Here is an 18,804-nt window from a genome sequence, read left to right on the forward strand (position 1 = left end):
GCAATGGGATTTTTTATTATATCAATTGTTACTCTCGCTCTAAAGCATAAATTGGATCGAGTTTAGCAGCCCGTCTAGCAGGGAAATAACCAAAAATAATACCAATTATACTTGAGAAACTAAATGCCGCTATAATAGCTATTGCCGAGAAATTCATTGCAAATGATGTAACAACTGAATTAAAAATAAAGCCAATGGCAAACGAGAGTACAATACCTATTGTTCCGCCAATTAAACATACTAATACAGCTTCAATTAAAAATTGCTGTAATATGTCGCTTGACCGAGCACCAACGGCCATTCGTACGCCAATTTCTCGAGTTCTTTCTGTGACTGATACTAACATGATATTCATCACACCAATACCGCCAACAACGAGTGAAATCAGCGCAATAGCCGAAACCAATAACGTCATTACCCAAGCGGATGAGTTGATTGTTTCTCGTATATTATCGGAATTAAAGATGAAAAAATCTTTTGTACCATGCCGTTGTAACATAATTCGATTAATAGCTTGTTCAGCAACAGATAAATTAACATTATCTTTAACACGTACTGTAATGCTTTTTAACGAAGTTTGACCTACCATGCGGTTAATCACGGTAGTATAAGGTAACCAAACATTCAGGCTTTCATTGCTACCAAATCCTTGCTGTTGTTTAGTTGCAACACCAATTATTCTTACTGGTAACTGTCCAACCATTAAAATTTTTCCAATTGGGTTTTGATTTGCAAATAACCGTTTAACAGTATTGTCATCAATCACTGCATCTTGTGCCGAGGCAATAATACTTGCTTCATCAAAAGATTTTCCTTGAGAAATAGTGTAACCACGAACCGCAAAAAATTGCTCTCCTACACCATTTACTGTTCCAGTTACTGCTAAATTATTAATTCGGAAATAAACACTGGTTGCAAGGTTAGGGGTCGTACTGTGGACAAAGTTTTGTTGCGCCAAAAAATCTGCGTCTGATGAGCGTAATGTAGTAATTTTATCCGCATTACGATCACCAAAGCCCGATCCTGCATAGATTTCTAACGTGCTAGTTCCTAATGAGTTAATGTTAGATAAAATTTTCTGCTTTGTGCCTTGTCCTAATGCAACAACAGAGACTACCGAGGCAATGCCAATAATTATGCCTAACATGGTTAAAAATGTCCGTAATCGCTGCGAAAGCATTGATAGCATGGCCATTTTAAAAGCATCTCGAAAACGGTAATATTTTGCCAGTAGATTATCTTGGGTTCTGGTTGCTTCGATTTGCTTAACTTGCCGATTATCATTTTGATCAAATTGATAATTAGGGTTAATAGAATCAGAAATAATATTACCGTCACTAATTTCAACAATCCTTTGGGCACTTTGGGCAATATTTGAATCGTGGGTAACAATAATAACAGTGTGACCTTGTTGATGTAACTCTTGTAAGATAGCCATCACTTCTAAACCACTTTTACGGTCAAGTGCTCCCGTTGGTTCATCAGCTAAAATGATTTGTCCACCGTTAATTAAGGCTCTGGCAATACTGACCCGCTGTTGTTGACCTCCAGATAACTGGTTAGGTTTATTGTGGATTTTTTCGGCAAGCCCTAAACGTGTTAAAATTTCGTTCGCTCTTTTTTGACGTTGTTCATTGGTAACGCCAGCATAAATAGCAGGGATTTCTACATTGCCTTGTGCGGTTAGTGCATTTAATAAATGGTAACGTTGAAAGATAAAACCAAAATGCTCTCGGCGTAACTGAGCTAACTCATCAGGTGACAATTCACTTGTTGTGCGTCCTCCAATAGAATAAGTGCCCGAGGTCGGTTTATCTAAACAGCCTAAAATATTCATCAAAGTGGATTTACCCGATCCTGATGCGCCAATTATCGCCACCATTTCACCAGCATTAATTGTTAGATTTATGCTTTTAAGAACCTGTATGGTTGAATCGCCTGCTGGAAATTCACGAACAATATTCTCAAGCTTAATAAGAGGTATATTATTGACCATATTAGAATCGAATCCTTGGGGCTCTTGCATTATTACCACCTAGTGAAGCACCATTAGTGCCACTGACCACAACCATATCACCCTCTTTAATCCCCGATTTTATCTCAACATTGACATTATTATCGATACCCAAAGTAACTTCATGTTCTTCGAACTCATTATGTTTATCTAACAGGTAAATAATGGCTTTATTATTGCCCAATTTTTTTTGAATTGCTTGAGATGGAATGGTTAGTACATCTTTTGCCTCAGACAAGACAATATAAACTTGCGCTGTCATTGAAATTCTTAACACATGGTCGGGATTATCTACATCAAATAATCCATTATAATAAATTGCGCTTTTTGTTGTTGATGATGAGCTTGACGAGGTTGTTTCAGTATTAATTGAGTCTGGTGCAGGCTCTATAGCCCGTAATGTTAAACCATCAAAGCGTCTATTAGGTTGACCTAAAATAGTAAAATAAACAGGCATTCCTTTTTTTACATTGATCACATCGGCTTCAGAAATTTGCGCTTCAATGGTCATTTTATCAAGTTGTGCGACTTTAACAATGGTTGGTGCACTTTGAACAGAGTTAACAGTTTGTCCTTCATTGACTGGAATTGCAACAATCACTCCATCGATAGGGGAGCGAATTTTAGTATATCCCAAATTAACTTTGGCGGTATCGACTGCAATTTGTGCTTTAACGATATCAGCATCAAGTGCTGCAATATCGGCTTTGATTGCATCGAGTTCGGCTTTTGCCGCATCTAAATCCGATTGAATGCCAACGCCTTTATGAACAAGTTTGTACTGGCGATCATAGGTTAATTGATTGTTAACTAATCTCGCTTTTTTTGCCTCACGTTGTGCCTCTAAACTATTAAGTGACGCTTCAGATTGTTTTAAATCATTGCTTTGTTTAAGATCGTCAATCTCAGCAATCATATCGCCTTGTTTAACTTCATCGCCCAACTCAACATAGAGTTTTTTAATTTGTCCAGAAACCTGCGCACCAACACTAACTTGTTTAAAAGCACTAATTGTTCCATCGGCTAGTACGGTTTTTTCAATATTACCTTTGGTAACTGGTGAGGTAATATAATTAGCTGTAGGCTCTGAATGAGATATGAATAAACATACAATATAAATAATTGTAAAGAAGATAGTAGCTATAATTAAATATTTAATTTTCATTAATTTTAACAATGTTTTTCACCCTTTATTTTCTTATTATAATTTTAACATTTTACCGTAATAACAAAAATGATATTGATAATTATTATTAATAAATTGTAATAATTATGAAATTTTAAATTTTAAACTAATTTATAGAAATTATTCGTGTTGTTTATAGTAATTTGAGGAACTATTGTAATAAACATGAATAAAAAAAGTAAAATTGATCAAACCTACCTATCCACAAATAAGTGGAAAAGTAAAAAGAGTGATACGTACTCAAATGAAGATGTGGTATTGTCAATAAACATTTAGCAACTCAAAAATAAAAAACAAATTTTTAAGTGATTTATTAACTATTATAATATGGCTAAACTGCATAAAATGATTGCGAGGAAAATACTTTATGAGTTTTTATAGGATTATTTTAACTTGAAGTGTAAACAACCTAGTGTTTTTCTACATTTTGTAATTAGAAAAAAATCTGACAAAAGAACAAGAATGGTCTCTTTTATTGAATACATTGGGCTTTATTCTAAAATAAGATAAAATGATCTTAGAAAATGTTATGGGATAATTATTTATGGTTGAACAAAAAAAAGAAGGGTTTTTCTCTCGTTTAAAAAAAGGTCTTTTTAAGACTAAACAAAATATTGGTTCAGGTTTTCTTAGTTTATTTAAAGGGAAAAGGATCGATGATGCTTTATTTGAAGAATTAGAAGAGCAGTTACTTATTGCTGATGTAGGTTTTGACACAACCCAAAAAATTATTGATTCCTTAACTAAACAAGCATCGAGAAAAGAGCTAAAAGATGCTGATGCATTACATGATCTTTTAAAACAGGAAATGAAATCTATTTTAGATGGAGTAGATAAGCCCCTTGATATAGAAAGCCATAAACCATTTGTAATATTGATGGTTGGTGTTAATGGTGTTGGAAAAACAACAACAATTGGCAAATTGGCTCGTCAATTTCAACAACAAGGCAAATCGGTTATGCTTGCGGCGGGTGATACCTTTCGGGCAGCGGCTGTTGAGCAATTACAAGTCTGGGGAGAACGGAATAATATCCCTGTTATTGCTCAGCATACTAATGCAGATTCCGCTTCTGTCATTTATGATGCAATACAAGCAGCAAAAGCAAAAAAAATAGATATATTAATAGCCGATACTGCAGGGCGCTTACAAAATAAATCTCATTTAATGGATGAGTTAAAAAAAATAGTACGCGTAATTAAGAAACACGATGAAACAGCACCCCATGAAATTATGTTGACTATTGATGCTGGTACTGGTCAAAATGCGGTTAGTCAAACCAAACTATTTAATGAGGCTGTTGGTGTCACTGGGATGACATTAACTAAATTAGATGGTACTGCAAAAGGGGGTATTATCTTTAGTATTGCCGATCAGTTTAATATTCCTATTCGTTATATTGGTGTCGGGGAGAAAATTGAAGATTTAAGGCCTTTTGTTGCTGATGATTTTATCAATGCTTTGTTTGATGAAACAGATGGTTAGAGAGTGTCATGATTCAATTTCAGCGTGTAAGTAAAGTGTATTCTGGCGGTAAACCAGCACTACAAAATATTAGCTTCACTTTATTACCTGGTGAAATGGCTTTTTTAACTGGACACTCAGGGGCTGGTAAAAGTACGTTAATGCGATTAATTTGTGGGTTAGAAAGAGCGAATGATGGCAAAGTGTTGTTAAATGGCGTTGATGTTTCAAGTTTAAGACGCCAAGAGATGCCATTTCTACGTCGCACAATTGGTATGATTTTTCAAGATCACCAATTACTGATGGATCACACTGTTTATGATAATGTAGCTATTCCATTAATTATTTTAGGTAAACCAGCTGAAGAAATTAAAAGAAGAGTTTCCGCTTCACTGGATAAAGTTGGATTACTTAATAAGATGGAATTTTATCCAATACAGTTATCTGGTGGTGAACAGCAGCGAGTAGGTATCGCTCGCGCTATTGTTAATCGTCCTAGTGTTTTGCTTGCTGATGAACCCACAGGTAATTTAGATGATAAACTATCAAAAGATATCTTAAAGCTTTTTGAAGAATTTAATCAAGCTGGTGTAACGATTTTGATGGCAACGCATAATATGGGACTGATACGACGCAAGCACCATCGAATATTGCATTTAAATCAGGGACGTTTAGAGATTAAAAATTAATGAGCTTAACTAATATCAAACCTAGTAAATCGAAGAAGAATGAAAATAGCTTTTTCTCCCGCTGGATAAGACAAATCGGTTATGCTTGGCGTAACACGTTTAATGACTTTTCTCAGCATATTATTGCTTCATTACTGACCATTTTTGTTATTGCTATTTCAATTACTTTACCAACTATCAGCTATTTACTTTGGAAAAACGCTAGTCAAACTGCACAGCAATGGAATCCAACTCCCAGTTTGACAGTTTATATCAATAAAGAATTAACATCAGAACAAACAACAGAATTGATTGCTAAAATTAAATCTTATTATGAAGTTGATCAGGTTGAATATCTTTCCAAAGATGAAACAAAAGAAGAATTCGAAACGTGGTCTGGGTTTAGTGATGCACTCGATTTGCTAGATGAAAATCCATTACCTGCAGTAGCAATTGTTATTCCTAAAGATGAGTCAAAAAAGACAGCTGTGTTACATCGATTACAAAAAGAATTGCTTACCATTGATGGTATTGATGATATAAAATTAGATGATAGCTGGTTTACTCGTTTAACAGCACTAACTGATATGGTTAAATCTATCGTATGGATTATTTCTATATTTATGATTATAGCTGTATCTCTTGTGATTGGTAATAGCATCCGTTTAAATATATTCTCTAGAAAACAGACGATTATGGTTATGCAATTAATTGGGGCAACAGAAGGATTTATTTTGCGTCCTTTTCTTTATAGTGGAATGTTTATTAGTTTTATTAGCGCTATTATAGCGTTAGTGTTATCGGAAATATTTATTTATCAAATAGAGTTAATTATGTTGAATGTTTCTGATACATTTGGAACAATAATCCATATTGAAGGGCTATTATGGGATGAGAGTTTATTGATTGTCCTTATAACAGCTAGTATTGGGTGGCTTTCATCGTTGATTGCGACTAAGAAATACTTAAAAATAGCACAAATTGTCTAGTTATTTTGCTATAAATTGCCAAGATATATATCAATTTAATAAAAGGCTAATATTAAGTAAAACATTTTAAGTATTTTAGCTAAAATAGTGAACTAATTTATAATTCATTGGTCTAATATTGTAATAAACGCTAGTTTAACGTTTTTATTGTTACATATTTAATGTAACGAAATTTATTATTTAAGGGGGAATTAAATGAGTACTGATTTAAAAATGCAAGTAGGTGCTTTAATCCCACAAGGAAATATAGAATCATACCTTCGCATGATTAACACCTATCCAATGTTAACTGCAGAAGAAGAAAAATCATTAGGTGAAAAACTCTATTATCACGATGATGTAGATGCTGCTCGCCAGTTAATTTTATCTCATTTACGATTTGTAGCGCATATTGCCCGTGGTTATTCGGGTTATGGTTTACCACAAGCTGACTTAATTCAAGAAGGTAATATTGGCTTGATGAAAGCAGTACGTCGTTTCAATCCTGAAATGGGTGTTCGTTTGGTCTCATTTGCTGTGCATTGGATAAAAGCTGAAATCCATGAATATGTATTAAAAAATTGGCGTATTGTTAAAGTTGCAACAACGAAGGCACAAAGAAAGCTATTCTTTAATCTAAGAAAGACTAAACAACGTTTAGGTTGGTTCAGTAATGCAGAAGTGGATATGGTAGCAGATGAATTAGGTGTAAGTCGTAAAGATGTACTTGAAATGGAATCACGTATGTCGGCACAAGATATGTCATTTGATATAGATAATGATGACGATGATAATTCAATTATTGCACCGGCACTTTACTTAGAAGATAGCAATTCTGATTTCTCAAAATCAATTGAAAATGATAATTGGGAAAATGATGCGACAGATAGGCTACATGATGCATTATTAAAATTAGATGAACGTAGCCAAGATATTATTAAAGCACGTTGGTTAGATTCTGATGAAAGCAAATCAACTTTACAGGTCTTAGCCGATAAATATAGTGTTTCAGCAGAGCGTATCCGCCAGCTTGAAAAAAATGCAATGAAAAAGTTAAGAGTTGCTATTGAAGCATAATTTTTTCATTTATAATTTTTTAATTAGTGTTAACTTCCTAAACCTTACTTTTAAAAAAAGTAAGGTTTTTTTTATAACTTAAACTTATGAAATAAAAGGATATAAAATAAGCACAGATATGATTAAGTTATATTTTCGATTGAGTCAATCTGTAAATATAGTAGTGATTTAATTTTTAAACAGAAAAGAGGCCTAAAAAAACAATCAAACCGATATAATTATTATTCATAAATGCGTTAAAACATTTATTTCTTTCTCGATCTTTTATCAACCATTGTTGGTAAATAAATAATGCTGTAACTAGTAATAAAGCAATATAAACTATCAACGATAGTTGGTTGATTAAACTAATCAATAATAAACCAATAATAGAAGCTATCTGTAATAATCCAATGATTAATTTATCATAACATCCAAATAAGATGGCAGTGGATTTTATACCTATTTTTACATCATCGTTGCGATCAACCATCGCATATTCGGTGTCATAGGAAATTGTCCAACAAATATTAACAAAGAAAAGCAACCAACAGGTTAATGGGAACTGCTCAATAGTTGCTGCATATACCATCGGAATGCTCCAACTAAATGCGATACCTAAGATGATCTGAGGTAAATGGGTATAACGCTTCATAAAAGGATAAATCAGCGCAGTTAACAACGCAAAACAACCTATCAACCATGATAGTTTATTTAAAGTTAGCAATAAGCAAAGAGCAATAAATAATAATACAAATAACGTCCATAATGCGTTCTTTTCCGTCAATGCTCCACGAGCCAGTGGGCGATTTTTAGTCCGTTCAACATGTGCATCAAAATGACGATCAGCATAATCATTCACTACGCAACCTGCCGAGCGCATTACAAATACGCCAAGTATAAAAATAATTGTTATGTAAATAGAGGGGTGTCCCGTAAGCCAAATTGCCCAAAGGGTAGGCCAGAGTAAAAGCAATGAGCCAATAGGTCTATCTAATCGCATTAGTTGTAAATAGGCTAGCATTAATTATTTACCTTGAAAAAAGCATAGCATGGATTATACCGATTAAGATAAAAGCTGCAATGTTACAGTATGACAAGTTACAATTCAGCATTAAGTAAAATAATCATTTACCTGAAATAACTATTTTTTCAAAAAATAGAAAATACAATTAAAGCATCTGCAAATATTGATCAGCAATCATAGCTAATGCCCGATAAAATGGACTTATCTCATTTTGCTTTAGTCTTTTTAAATAGGTTGAAGACCAGATCAATAAATGTTCATTGATTAACTGTTTTGCTGCTGTATAGTTATTATTTTCAAGCAACATGGCATACGCCATTAGCATTAATCCAAATTGATCTTCGGGTTCGTTCATTCCTGTATTGAGTGTCAAACCATGTTGCTGCAGAAATTGGCGGTAGCATTCTTGTGATTCGCCTAGTAATAAATGTTCTTTATCAAGGTAAAATGATCCCCATGGTGGTGCAGGCATTGTTCCTTGACCTTCAAATAGTAACGAAAACTGATAATTAAGTTCTGAGTCATCAATGTGATTTGCTAATATATTGCACTGTTCAGAAATAATACAAGGGTTTAACCATTTGACTAAATCATCAATATGCAATAATGCCTGTATTAATGGTGTAGTAACTTTATTATTTGGTGGATAATAAAAAAAAGTACTAAGTAGTTTTGCTAATGTGATTCTGGTTATGTTATCCAAATAAATATCCTTGAAGGTTTGGTTTTTGCGCCTAAAAACAATAAAGAGACAAGAGCTGCTGAACTTTTGTATTAATGATAACCCTCCTTTATGTTTTTAGCCATATCAAACAATGGTTAATAACCATATTGTAGAAATTAATCGCATTATTTGCAGTAATTTGAGAAACGGTGGTAATGAATATACATAAAAAAACTAATTTCTTCTCAATTGGTAAGAGATATGGCAATTATATCATTAAGAAAAAATAACTTTCACTAATTTGTTAGACGCTTTATGGTCAGTTGTCTAACTGCCTTATAAATTTTTATACTTAAACGTAGTGTTACCTGAAACTTTTTTATATTAATATAATTTTTCAGCATATTAAACATAAATTAAGCTGTCATTATTTTATTTTTTGACATATGTCAAAGTTTATAAATTCATATCTGTTTATCCCTTTATTTCCATTTGATTAAAGATTATCATTACAGCTAGTAAGGATGTTAATCGCTTCCAATATAATAAATTAAAACGTAATGTCAGCTTTTTAAGGAGTCCATATGCTATTTAACCGTAGGCAGTTCTTTAAGATCTGTGCTGGTGGTATGGCTGGAACAACGGTAGCTACGCTTGGTTTTTCTCCAAATGTAGCGCTTGCTCAAACTCGCCAATATAAATTATTGAAATCAAAAGAAACTCGAAACAATTGTACTTACTGCTCTGTTGGCTGTGGTATGTTGCTATATAGCCGTGGCGATGGGGCTAAAAATGCCGAATCGTCTATTTTCCATGTAGAAGGAGATCCCGATCATCCTGTTAGTCGTGGTTCTCTTTGTCCTAAAGGTGCAGGTGTTCTGGATTATATAAAAAGCGAACAACGAGTTAAATATCCTGAATACCGTGCCCCTGGTTCAGATAAATGGCAACAAATAAGTTGGGATGAAGCCATTGATCGTATTGCTCGTTTAATGAAAGCTGATCGAGATAGAAATTTTGTTGAAAAAAATGCGGAAGGCACAACAGTCAATCGCTGGACAACAACAGGCTGGCTTGTTACCTCAGCGGCTAGTAATGAAACGGGTTGGTTAGCGTTCAAAGTTGCACGCGCATTAGGTATGTTAAGCCTTGAAACTCAAGCTAGAGTTTGTCATGGTCCTTCTGTATCTAGCTTAGCGGCTACTTTTGGTCGCGGCGCCATGACTAACAACTGGAATGATATCAAGAATGCTAATGTTGTTATCGTAATGGGGGGAAATGCAGCTGAAGCTCATCCGGTTGGTTTTAAATGGGCTATAGAAGCAAAAATTAATAATGGCGCTGAACTGATTGCCATTGACCCTCGTTTTCATCGAACAGCCTCAGTGGCTGATTTGTATGTACCTATTCGCTCAGGTTCTGATATTGCTTTTCTACTTGGTATTATCAATTATCTTATTACCAATAACGAAGTTAATTTTAACTACTTAGTTACTCATAGTAATGCAAGCCTAATTGTTCGTGATGATTTTAATTTTGATGAAGCTACAGGGCTATTTAGTGGCTATGAAGCTGATACCAAACAGTATGATCAGGCAAGTTGGGCATATCAAAAGGATGACAACGGTTATGCTCTTCGGGATAAAACACTAAGTCATCCCCGTTGTGTATGGAATCTATTAAAACAGCATGTCAAACGTTATACACCCGAAATGGTAAATAAAATAACGGGAAGTCCTATCGAAGGTTTTTTGCATGTTTGCCGCTCACTTGCTAGCACTAAAACTAACAATAGAGCAGCCACATTTTTATATGCATTAGGTTGGACTCAGCATACTTATGGATCACAAATTATCCGTACTGCTGCCATGATTCAGCTTATTTTAGGCAATATTGGCGTAATGGGCGGAGGTATTAACGCACTACGTGGACATTCAAATATTCAAGGCTTAACTGATGTTGGTTTATTATCAAATCGTCTGCCTGCTTATCTTGATTTACCAAAAGATTCTCAAGTTTCACTTACTCAGTACCTAGATGAAAAAACACCAAAACCACTTGGTCCAAGCGAAGTGAATTTTTGGGGGAATTATCCAAAATTCTTTGTCAGCTTTATGAAATCAATGTACGGTGATAAATCGACTAAAGATAACGATTGGGGATTTGATTGGTTACCTAAATGGGATAAAACCTACGATGTTTTAAGATTTAGCAAAATGATGCGTGATGGTCAAGCCAATGGCTTTATTTGTCAGGGCTTTAACCCACTTGCTGCACTTCCCGATAAAAATAGTATTCGCGAAGGTTTATCTAACTTAAAATTCTTGGTGAGCATTGATCCAATGCCAACAGAAACAGCTGAGTTTTGGAAAAACCATGGCGAATCTAATGATGTAGATTCTAGCAAAATTCAAACCGAAGTATTTAGATTGCCATCAAACTGTTTTGCAGAAGAAAACGGTACAATAGTTAACTCATCTCGCTGGCTACAATGGCACTGGGCAGCCGCAAGACCGCCTTACGAAGCTTTATATGATCCTGAAATTATTGCGCGTATCTTTTTGAGAATAAAAGAGCTGTATGCTGAAGAAGGTGGTGCTTATTACGAGCCAATTGAAAACTTAGTTTGGGATTATAAGGAGCCAGAAGGCCCAGCGGCTGAGGAATTAGCCAAAGATTATAATGGACGAGCACTTGCTGATATAACCGACGAAAATGGCAATGTTATTCTTAAAAAAGGTCAATTACTAAGTGGTTTTTCACAATTAAAAGCAGATGGTACAACCTCATCGGGTATTTGGATATTCTGTGGTTGTTGGACAGAACAAGGTAACCAAATGGCAAGGCGTGATCCAAGCGATCCATCTGGTAAAGGCGTTCATGCTGGTTGGGCGTGGTCGTGGCCGATGAATCGACGAGTACTTTATAACCGTGCTTCAACGGATGAAAATGGTAAACCATGGGATCCTAAACGAGTTTTAGTAAAATGGAATGGCTCAAGTTGGGTAGGCAATGATGTACCTGATTTTACAGCAACATTACCACCAAGTAGTGGGGCTGGTGCTTTTATCATGAATAATGATGGTTTAGGTGGGTTATTTTGTTTAAATCGGTTAGTCGATGGGCCATTCCCAGAGCACTATGAACCGTTTGAAACACCTATTAGTAATAATCCATTGCATCCAAATCAAGTCAGCAGCCCAGTAGCCCGCGCATTTAAAGAAGATTTGGTTCGCTTAGGGAATGCTAGCGAATTTCCTTATGTTGGTACCACTTATAGTATCACTGAACATTTCCATTTTTGGACGCAACACGCAAGGCTAGCTTCAATTACTCAACCCGAGCAATTTGTTGAGTTAAGTGAAAATCTTGCCCTCAAAAAAGGAATCAAATTAGGTGATACGGTTAAAATCACTTCACATCGAGGTTATATTAAAGCTAAAGCAGTTGTGACTAAACGTCTTCCAACTTTAATTGTTGATGGTAAAGAGATCGAAACCATTGGAATCCCAATAGTATGGGGATTCACGGGTCAGACAAAGAAAGGTTTTTTGGTTAATGAATTAACGCCACATTTAGGTGATGCAAATTCACAAACACCAGAATATAAATCATTCTTAGTCAATATCGAAAAAGTTACTACAGCGGCATAAGATGGGAGGATAAATTATGTCATTACAAACTCAAGATATTATACGCCGCTCAGCAACCAATTCTTTAACTCCAGCGCCACGAGCTAGGGACTATCAACAAGAAGTTGCAAAACTTATTGATGTAACCACCTGTATAGGTTGTAAAGCATGTCAGGTTGCTTGTAGCGAATGGAATGACCTTCGAGCTGAAGTTGGCAATACTGTTGGTGTTTATGATAATCCTGCCGATTTAGAGCCAAAAGCATGGACTGTAATGCGGTATTCAGAAGTCGAGATAAATGGAAAATTTGAATGGTTAATTCGTAAAGATGGCTGTATGCACTGTTCTGATCCTGGTTGTTTGAAAGCATGCCCATCAGAAGGTGCTATCATTCAATATGCTAATGGTATTGTTGATTTTCAATCGGAACACTGTATTGGTTGTGGCTACTGTGTAGCAGGTTGTCCGTTCAATATTCCACGAATTAGTAAAGAAGATAATCACTCCTATAAATGTACATTATGTGTCGATCGCGTTGCTGTGGGTCAAGAACCCGCCTGCGTTAAAACTTGTCCTACTGGCGCTATACACTTTGGTACTAAACAAGATATGATTCGCCATGCTGAACACAGAATTGTAGATTTGAAAAAACGTGGTTTTGAACATGCTGGTCTTTATGACCCGCAAGGAGTTGGGGGAACACATGTTATGTATGTTCTTCATCATGCAGATCAGCCAGAATTGTATCACGGCTTACCAAAAAACCCTAAAATTAGTGAAATTGTCAGATTTTGGAAGGGTATTTGGAAACCGTTATCTGCAGCTGCATTTGTGGCAACTTTTAGTGGTTTGCTGTTCCATTACATGGGCGTTGGTGCAATTGAAGTTGATGAAGATGACATTGAAGAAGAAAAAGAAGCAGATAAACAAGCTCGAAAGCGTTTAGGCTTGCCTGTTTTAGAACAGAAAATTGACTCTAATTTATCACAACAGGAGAATCATCATGGATAAGAAAAGCATGATATTAAGAACACCACTTATTGTTCGCTTCTGTCATTGGTGTATGGTCTGTCTGTTTATTCTGACTGCACTATCTGGCTTATCTTTATTTTTTCCATCTATAAAACTGTTTGGATTATTTCTTGGTACGCCACAATTAGTAAGAGCATTGCATCCATTTTTAGGGTGCATTGTTTTTGTTTTACTCATGTTTATGTTTATAAAACTTGCTCACCATAATATTCCAAATAAAAATGATCTTTTATGGATTAAAAACTTTAAACATGTCATTTTGGGCAAAGAAAGAGGCATTCCAATAGGCAAATATAATGTAGGACAAAAGTTTTTATTTTGGTGCATTATGGGGTTAATTTTAGTTTTATTTGTTACAGGTCTCATCATGTGGCGTCGTTATTTTGCAGATAATTTTTCTGTTCCAGTTGTCCGTATTGCGATATTTCTTCATTCTCTTGCTGCAATTGGCTTAATTCTGCTTGCAATTGGTCATGCTTATATGGCAATTTGGGTTAAAGGTTCCATTAAAGGGATGATAACAGGCTATGTTTCGCGTGCTTGGGCACAAAAAAATCATTCAACTTGGTATGAAGAAGAAATGGAAAAGATCTATCAAAATGAACTAAGGTTAAAGACCAAATCTGAAGAAGAATCTACAGATATTAAACATAAACCAGCATAGTAATTTTCCTGCATCTATAATGGTATTTTCCGCTGATAGTAACTATCAGCGGTGTCATTTTAATAGTAAAAAAATAAAAAGCAGTGATGAATAAAATCACAATCAATGAGCATTTATAATGAGTATAAAAATTATCCCCCAAGAACAACTTGAACAACAAGCTACAAACTCAGTTATTAGACAAATCCCGTTACTATTTTATCCATCACCTAAAACACTTTATGCTCATCGAGCAGAACGTTTAAAAACTCTTGCAAACAATAATCCAATTAGTGATTATTTGAATTTTTGTGCAATTATAGCTGAACAACAAGCCAATTTAATTAAACATCAGCCTATAGATATTGATGTAACGTGTTTATTAAATAGCGAATATCCTCCACTTAGTTTAGATAATTTACCTCTTAAAGATACTTGGCAAGATTACTTTACTCCATTACTCGACTCATTTTCTGATACCACGCAGCAAATCGCTATAGTCATTGAACAGCTTAAAAAAAATAGCACTTTAGAATTACAAAATAAAGCATTACATTTGCTTAAAGGAGAATTTGATAAAGTTGATGGTAATGAAGCAATATTTATTTGGTCATCATTATCTGTTTATTATTGCCAACTGGCGAGTCAAATTAAAAGTAAAGCTATCGCAGAAAATACAGATAAACTCTGGTTATGTCCAGTTTGTAATAGTATGCCTACTGCTAGTATTATTCAATTAGGCGGTAACAACGGATTACGCTATTTACATTGTAGTTTATGTGAAAGTGAATGGTATGTACCTAGAATTAAATGTACCTGCTGCGATAATATGAAAGACATACAATACCTCTCATTAGAAAAAGAACTCGCTGCAATTAAAACCGAGTGTTGTGATGCTTGCCATAGCTATTTAAAAATATTTGATCAAGATAAAGATCCTCATATTGAAGTCATCGCGGATGATATTGCTTCGCTGATATTAGATATCAAAACCGAAGAAGAAGGGTTTGCTAAAAGTGGGGTAAATCCTTTTATATTTGCTCAATAAAAAAACAAAGATACTGATAATATAGTTTTATAGGCATTATATCGAATATGAAATAATTCATTCAAAGCGCATTAATTATTTAACTATTTTACAATAACGATTATTTTGTAACATGATCATCAATTAAATAAAATACAACTTCACATTTTTGATTAATAAAGCTAGAATTAAACTATTGTACTAGTTTGCGAGTTTAATTCATGAAACGTTTTATTTTATTGGTAACAATATTATTGCTTACACCTTTTTTAAGTTTTGCAGATACAATTAAAAATGTGGCCATTACGGCAATTGTTGAGCATCCTTCATTAGATCAAATCCGTGATGGTGTTAAAGATGAATTGGCAGACAGCGGCTATACGTTAAACAAAAATTTAACTGTCCAATACAAAAGTGCACAAGGAAGTAGCGCTACTGCAGCTCAGATTGCAAGGCAATTTGTAGCAGCAAAACCTGATGTTATTGTGGCAATTGCGACACCAAGTGCACAAGCAACAGCTGCAGCGACTAAACAAATTCCTATTGTATTTGCTGGAATTACCGATCCTATTGCCGCTAAATTAATTAAAGATTGGCAACCTGCGGGCACAAATATTACTGGTGTATCTGATTATCAAGAAATAGGTCCACAAATCGAATTTATGAAAAAAATTGTACCTAATGTTAAATCAGTAGGATATATTTATAGTCCAAGTGAAATTAATTCAACCGTGGTATTAAAAAATCTACAAACTCTTTTATCTCAACAAAATATTAATTTTATTGCGGTACCTGCTCAACGAACTGCTGATATTTCAACTGCTGCCAATACATTAAAAGGTAAAGTAGACTTAATTTACACGACAACCGATAACAATGTTGTTTCAGCCTATGAGTCATTAGTTAAATTTGCAAATGAAAATAAAATTCCTCTTTTAGCATCGTTCCCTGATGCGATTGAACGAGGAGCCGTTGCTGCATACGGCATGAGCTACTATGATGTAGGACGCCAATCAGGTAAGCTTGTTGTGCGCATATTAAAAGGTGAAAAACCAGGAAGTATAACTCCAGAAATAGGGCAAGCATTACGCCTTGTTGTTAATACTGATGCAGCTAAAAAACAAGGGGTTGCTTTGCCTCCTGAGGTAATTCAATCTGCTGACAAAGTCATAGGAAAATAATCAAGCCCTACTTCACTAAAATTAATTAACAATTTTGCTCACTTAGTAGTTAGGTGAGCAAAAAATATAACCTACAGTAATCCAATAACTGGATTAACATCAATTAATCCAGTTTACCAAGTTAACATCAAATCACCGACAAGGTGTAATAAAAAATTTACACAAATAACTGTTTTTATACTAGAAAATTATCTTTTTTTGCTTTATAGTAAATCAATATTTAGCTTGATTGTAAAAAAAACATTACAGGAGTGCTCTATGCGTAATTCTATCATTAAACTTTGTATATTACTTAGTTTATCGTTAGCAACATTTTATTCTTTCGCTGAGTCTAAAACCGAACAAAAATTTGTTGCCATTACAGCAATTGTTGAACACCCAGCATTAGATAATGTGCGTAAAGGTATTGAGGATGAGTTAAAAGATAGTGGTTATATTGCTGGAAAAAATTTAAAGTTACAATTTTTAAGCGCACAAGGTAGTAGTGCAAATGCAGCCCAAATTGCTAAACAATTTGTAGCAAATAAACCAGATGTTATTGTAGGGATTGCCACGCCAAGTTCGCAAGCATTAGTTGCTACAACAAAACTTATTCCTATTGTTTTCACTGCCGTTACCGATCCCGTAGCAGCAAAATTAACCCCGAGTTGGGATGCATCAAAGACAAATGTAACAGGTGTATCTGACGCCTTATCACTAGATTCTCAAATCGATATGATGTTAAAAATAAAACCTGAGGCTAAAAACATTGGTTATGTTTATAGCCCTAGCGAAGTTAACTCAACAATCATACTAAAACAATTACAAAATGAGCTAGAAAAACGGGGTATGAAAATTATTGCTGCTCCTGCGCAACGCACATCTGATATATCTACTGCGGCTAGAAGTTTAAAAGGTAAGGTAGATATGATTTATACTACTACCGATAATAATGTGGTTTCTGCTTATGAAGCTTTAGCAAAAGTGGCTAATGAAAGTAAAATTCCTCTTATTGCATCCAACCCTGAATCGGCAGAACGTGGTGCTATTGCCGCTTTAGGCATGAGTTATTATGATCTTGGTCGTCAAGCTGGTAAAATTGTTATCCGTATACTTAACGGCGAAAATCCTGGTGATATTCCACCACAAGTGGGTAATGTTACTCAATTAACAATTAATAAAAAAGCGGCTGAACGCCAAGGTGTTATATTATCTGAAAATGTATTAAAATCAGCTACCAAAATTGTTGAAAAATAATTTTTACTTTTTTTATAACTAAGCCGCCAACTTTGGCGGTTAACTTTTATGGATTTTTTTCATGTCTTCTGAATTCTTATTAGGCTCAATTGGAATTGGGCTTATTTATGCGTTGGTGAGTTTGGGTGTATTTATCTCGTTTCGTTTACTTGATTTCCCAGATCTTACTGCTGATGCAAGTTTTCCACTTGGTGGAGCGATATGTGGATTATGCATTTATATTGGTATCGATCCTTGGATTGCAACGTTGTTAGGTATGTTTGCTGGCTGTCTTGCTGGAGCAATGACAGGAATACTGTATGTTAAACTCAATATTCTTCAATTATTATCAAGTATTATTGTAATGATAGGACTCTATTCTATCAATTTAAGAATATTAGGTGTTGGTCCGTATATTATGGATGAAACATCAAGAATGGCAGGATCCCCTAATCTTTCTTTACTTGATGCCAAAACTATATTTTCACCATTTATTGCTGAAGATTACAGCAACCAATATATTGTACAACCTCTTATGGCTTTAGGATTTGTCATTGTGTTTTGGGCTTTACTCAATGCGTTTTTAAATACCCAAATGGGATTGGCCTTAAGAGCAACTGGCACTAACCAACGAATGGCAAAATCGCAAGGCATTCCGACTGGAAGAGTCACAATTCTTGGTATGGCTATATCAAATGGTTTAATTGCTCTCGGAGGTTCATTATTTGTACAAACACAAGGTGGGGCTGATATCACCATTGGTGTTGGTACAATTGTAATCGGTCTTGCATCAATTATTATTGGTGAAAGCTTATTCCCCGCTAAACGAATTTGGGCTGTGATGCTAGCAGTTATTGTTGGTTCTATTTTATATCGTTTATTTATTGCATTTGCACTTAGTAATGAGTTTTTACAAGAAATCGGGGTTGGAACAGAAGATTTAAATCTCATTACGGCGATACTCGTTGTGCTGGCTCTTGTTGTGCCTAAGCAATTAAAAAAACACGCAAAAATAAGAGGTAAGTAAG

General features: G+C 34.8%; 14 protein-coding genes and 1 pseudogene. 11 read left to right on the top strand and 4 right to left on the bottom strand.

Features of this window, described 5'->3' with window-relative positions:
• Positions 1-28 precede the first annotated feature (28 nt).
• On the bottom strand, positions 29-2,026 hold the full coding sequence (locus ACGH80_RS07540; RefSeq protein WP_238552641.1) for a MacB family efflux pump subunit: 1,998 nt from the start codon (positions 2,024-2,026) through the stop codon (positions 29-31).
• On the bottom strand, positions 1,998-3,179 hold the full coding sequence (locus ACGH80_RS07545; RefSeq protein ID WP_411630813.1) for an efflux RND transporter periplasmic adaptor subunit: 1,182 nt from the start codon (positions 3,177-3,179) through the stop codon (positions 1,998-2,000). The genes ACGH80_RS07540 and ACGH80_RS07545 overlap by 29 nt, the downstream gene beginning before the upstream one ends.
• A gap of 580 nt (positions 3,180-3,759) precedes the next feature.
• Between ACGH80_RS07545 and ftsY the strand changes: the two are divergent.
• The 4 genes and pseudogenes from ftsY to rpoH all read left to right on the top strand — a co-directional run.
• Positions 3,760-4,683, top strand: a pseudogene (gene ftsY / locus ACGH80_RS07550) (signal recognition particle-docking protein FtsY); the annotation flags it as partial.
• A gap of 8 nt (positions 4,684-4,691) precedes the next feature.
• A complete protein-coding gene (gene ftsE, locus ACGH80_RS07555; protein ID WP_034911799.1) occupies positions 4,692-5,351 on the top strand; it encodes a cell division ATP-binding protein FtsE in 660 nt (219 codons plus the stop codon).
• Complete coding sequence (ftsX, locus tag ACGH80_RS07560; RefSeq protein WP_065590255.1) at positions 5,351-6,319, top strand: permease-like cell division protein FtsX; 969 nt, start codon at positions 5,351-5,353, stop codon at positions 6,317-6,319. Before ftsE ends, ftsX begins: the two co-directional genes overlap by 1 nt.
• 195 nt (positions 6,320-6,514) lie before the next feature.
• Positions 6,515-7,375 (top strand): RNA polymerase sigma factor RpoH, encoded by an 861-nt coding sequence (rpoH, locus tag ACGH80_RS07565; RefSeq protein ID WP_065590254.1) that lies wholly within the window; start codon positions 6,515-6,517, stop codon positions 7,373-7,375.
• A gap of 175 nt (positions 7,376-7,550) precedes the next feature.
• Here rpoH and ubiA read toward each other — a convergent pair whose 3' ends face one another.
• Positions 7,551-8,378 carry a 4-hydroxybenzoate octaprenyltransferase gene (gene ubiA, locus ACGH80_RS07570; protein ID WP_411630787.1) on the bottom strand — a complete coding sequence of 276 codons (828 nt, stop codon included), beginning with the start codon at positions 8,376-8,378 and terminating at the stop codon, positions 7,551-7,553.
• Positions 8,379-8,526: 148 nt separating this feature from the next.
• Positions 8,527-9,084 (bottom strand): molecular chaperone, encoded by a 558-nt coding sequence (locus ACGH80_RS07575; RefSeq protein ID WP_174798935.1) that lies wholly within the window; start codon positions 9,082-9,084, stop codon positions 8,527-8,529.
• A gap of 545 nt (positions 9,085-9,629) precedes the next feature.
• Between ACGH80_RS07575 and fdnG the strand changes: the two genes are divergently transcribed.
• The 7 genes from fdnG (at position 9,630) to ACGH80_RS07610 (ending at position 18,803) form a co-directional block, all read left to right on the top strand.
• On the top strand, positions 9,630-12,698 hold the full coding sequence (gene fdnG / locus ACGH80_RS07580; protein WP_411630789.1) for a formate dehydrogenase-N subunit alpha: 3,069 nt from the start codon (positions 9,630-9,632) through the stop codon (positions 12,696-12,698).
• 16 nt (positions 12,699-12,714) lie between these two features.
• The gene (fdxH, locus tag ACGH80_RS07585) at positions 12,715-13,689 is read left to right on the top strand and encodes a formate dehydrogenase subunit beta (protein WP_296318094.1); all 975 of its coding nucleotides are present in this window, start codon (positions 12,715-12,717) and stop codon (positions 13,687-13,689) included.
• A complete protein-coding gene (locus ACGH80_RS07590; RefSeq protein ID WP_411630791.1) occupies positions 13,682-14,374 on the top strand; it encodes a formate dehydrogenase subunit gamma in 693 nt (230 codons plus the stop codon). Before fdxH ends, ACGH80_RS07590 begins: the two co-directional genes overlap by 8 nt.
• Before the next feature lie 118 nt (positions 14,375-14,492).
• Positions 14,493-15,401, top strand: a complete 909-nt coding sequence (gene fdhE / locus ACGH80_RS07595) for a formate dehydrogenase accessory protein FdhE (RefSeq protein ID WP_411630794.1) — start codon at positions 14,493-14,495, stop codon at positions 15,399-15,401.
• Positions 15,402-15,601: 200 nt separating this feature from the next.
• Positions 15,602-16,561, top strand: a complete 960-nt coding sequence (locus tag ACGH80_RS07600) for an ABC transporter substrate-binding protein (RefSeq protein ID WP_411578783.1) — start codon at positions 15,602-15,604, stop codon at positions 16,559-16,561.
• Between the two features lie 258 nt (positions 16,562-16,819).
• Positions 16,820-17,797 (top strand): ABC transporter substrate-binding protein, encoded by a 978-nt coding sequence (locus ACGH80_RS07605; protein WP_174798939.1) that lies wholly within the window; start codon positions 16,820-16,822, stop codon positions 17,795-17,797.
• 61 nt (positions 17,798-17,858) lie between these two features.
• Positions 17,859-18,803: an ABC transporter permease gene (locus tag ACGH80_RS07610; RefSeq protein WP_065560857.1), complete on the top strand. Its 945-nt coding sequence runs from the start codon at positions 17,859-17,861 to the stop codon at positions 18,801-18,803.
• Position 18,804: the final 1 nt, after the last annotated feature.

The sequence above is a fragment of the Gilliamella sp. BG1 genome (assembly GCF_046635625.1).
Taxonomy (GTDB): domain Bacteria; phylum Pseudomonadota; class Gammaproteobacteria; order Enterobacterales; family Orbaceae; genus Gilliamella; species Gilliamella bombi.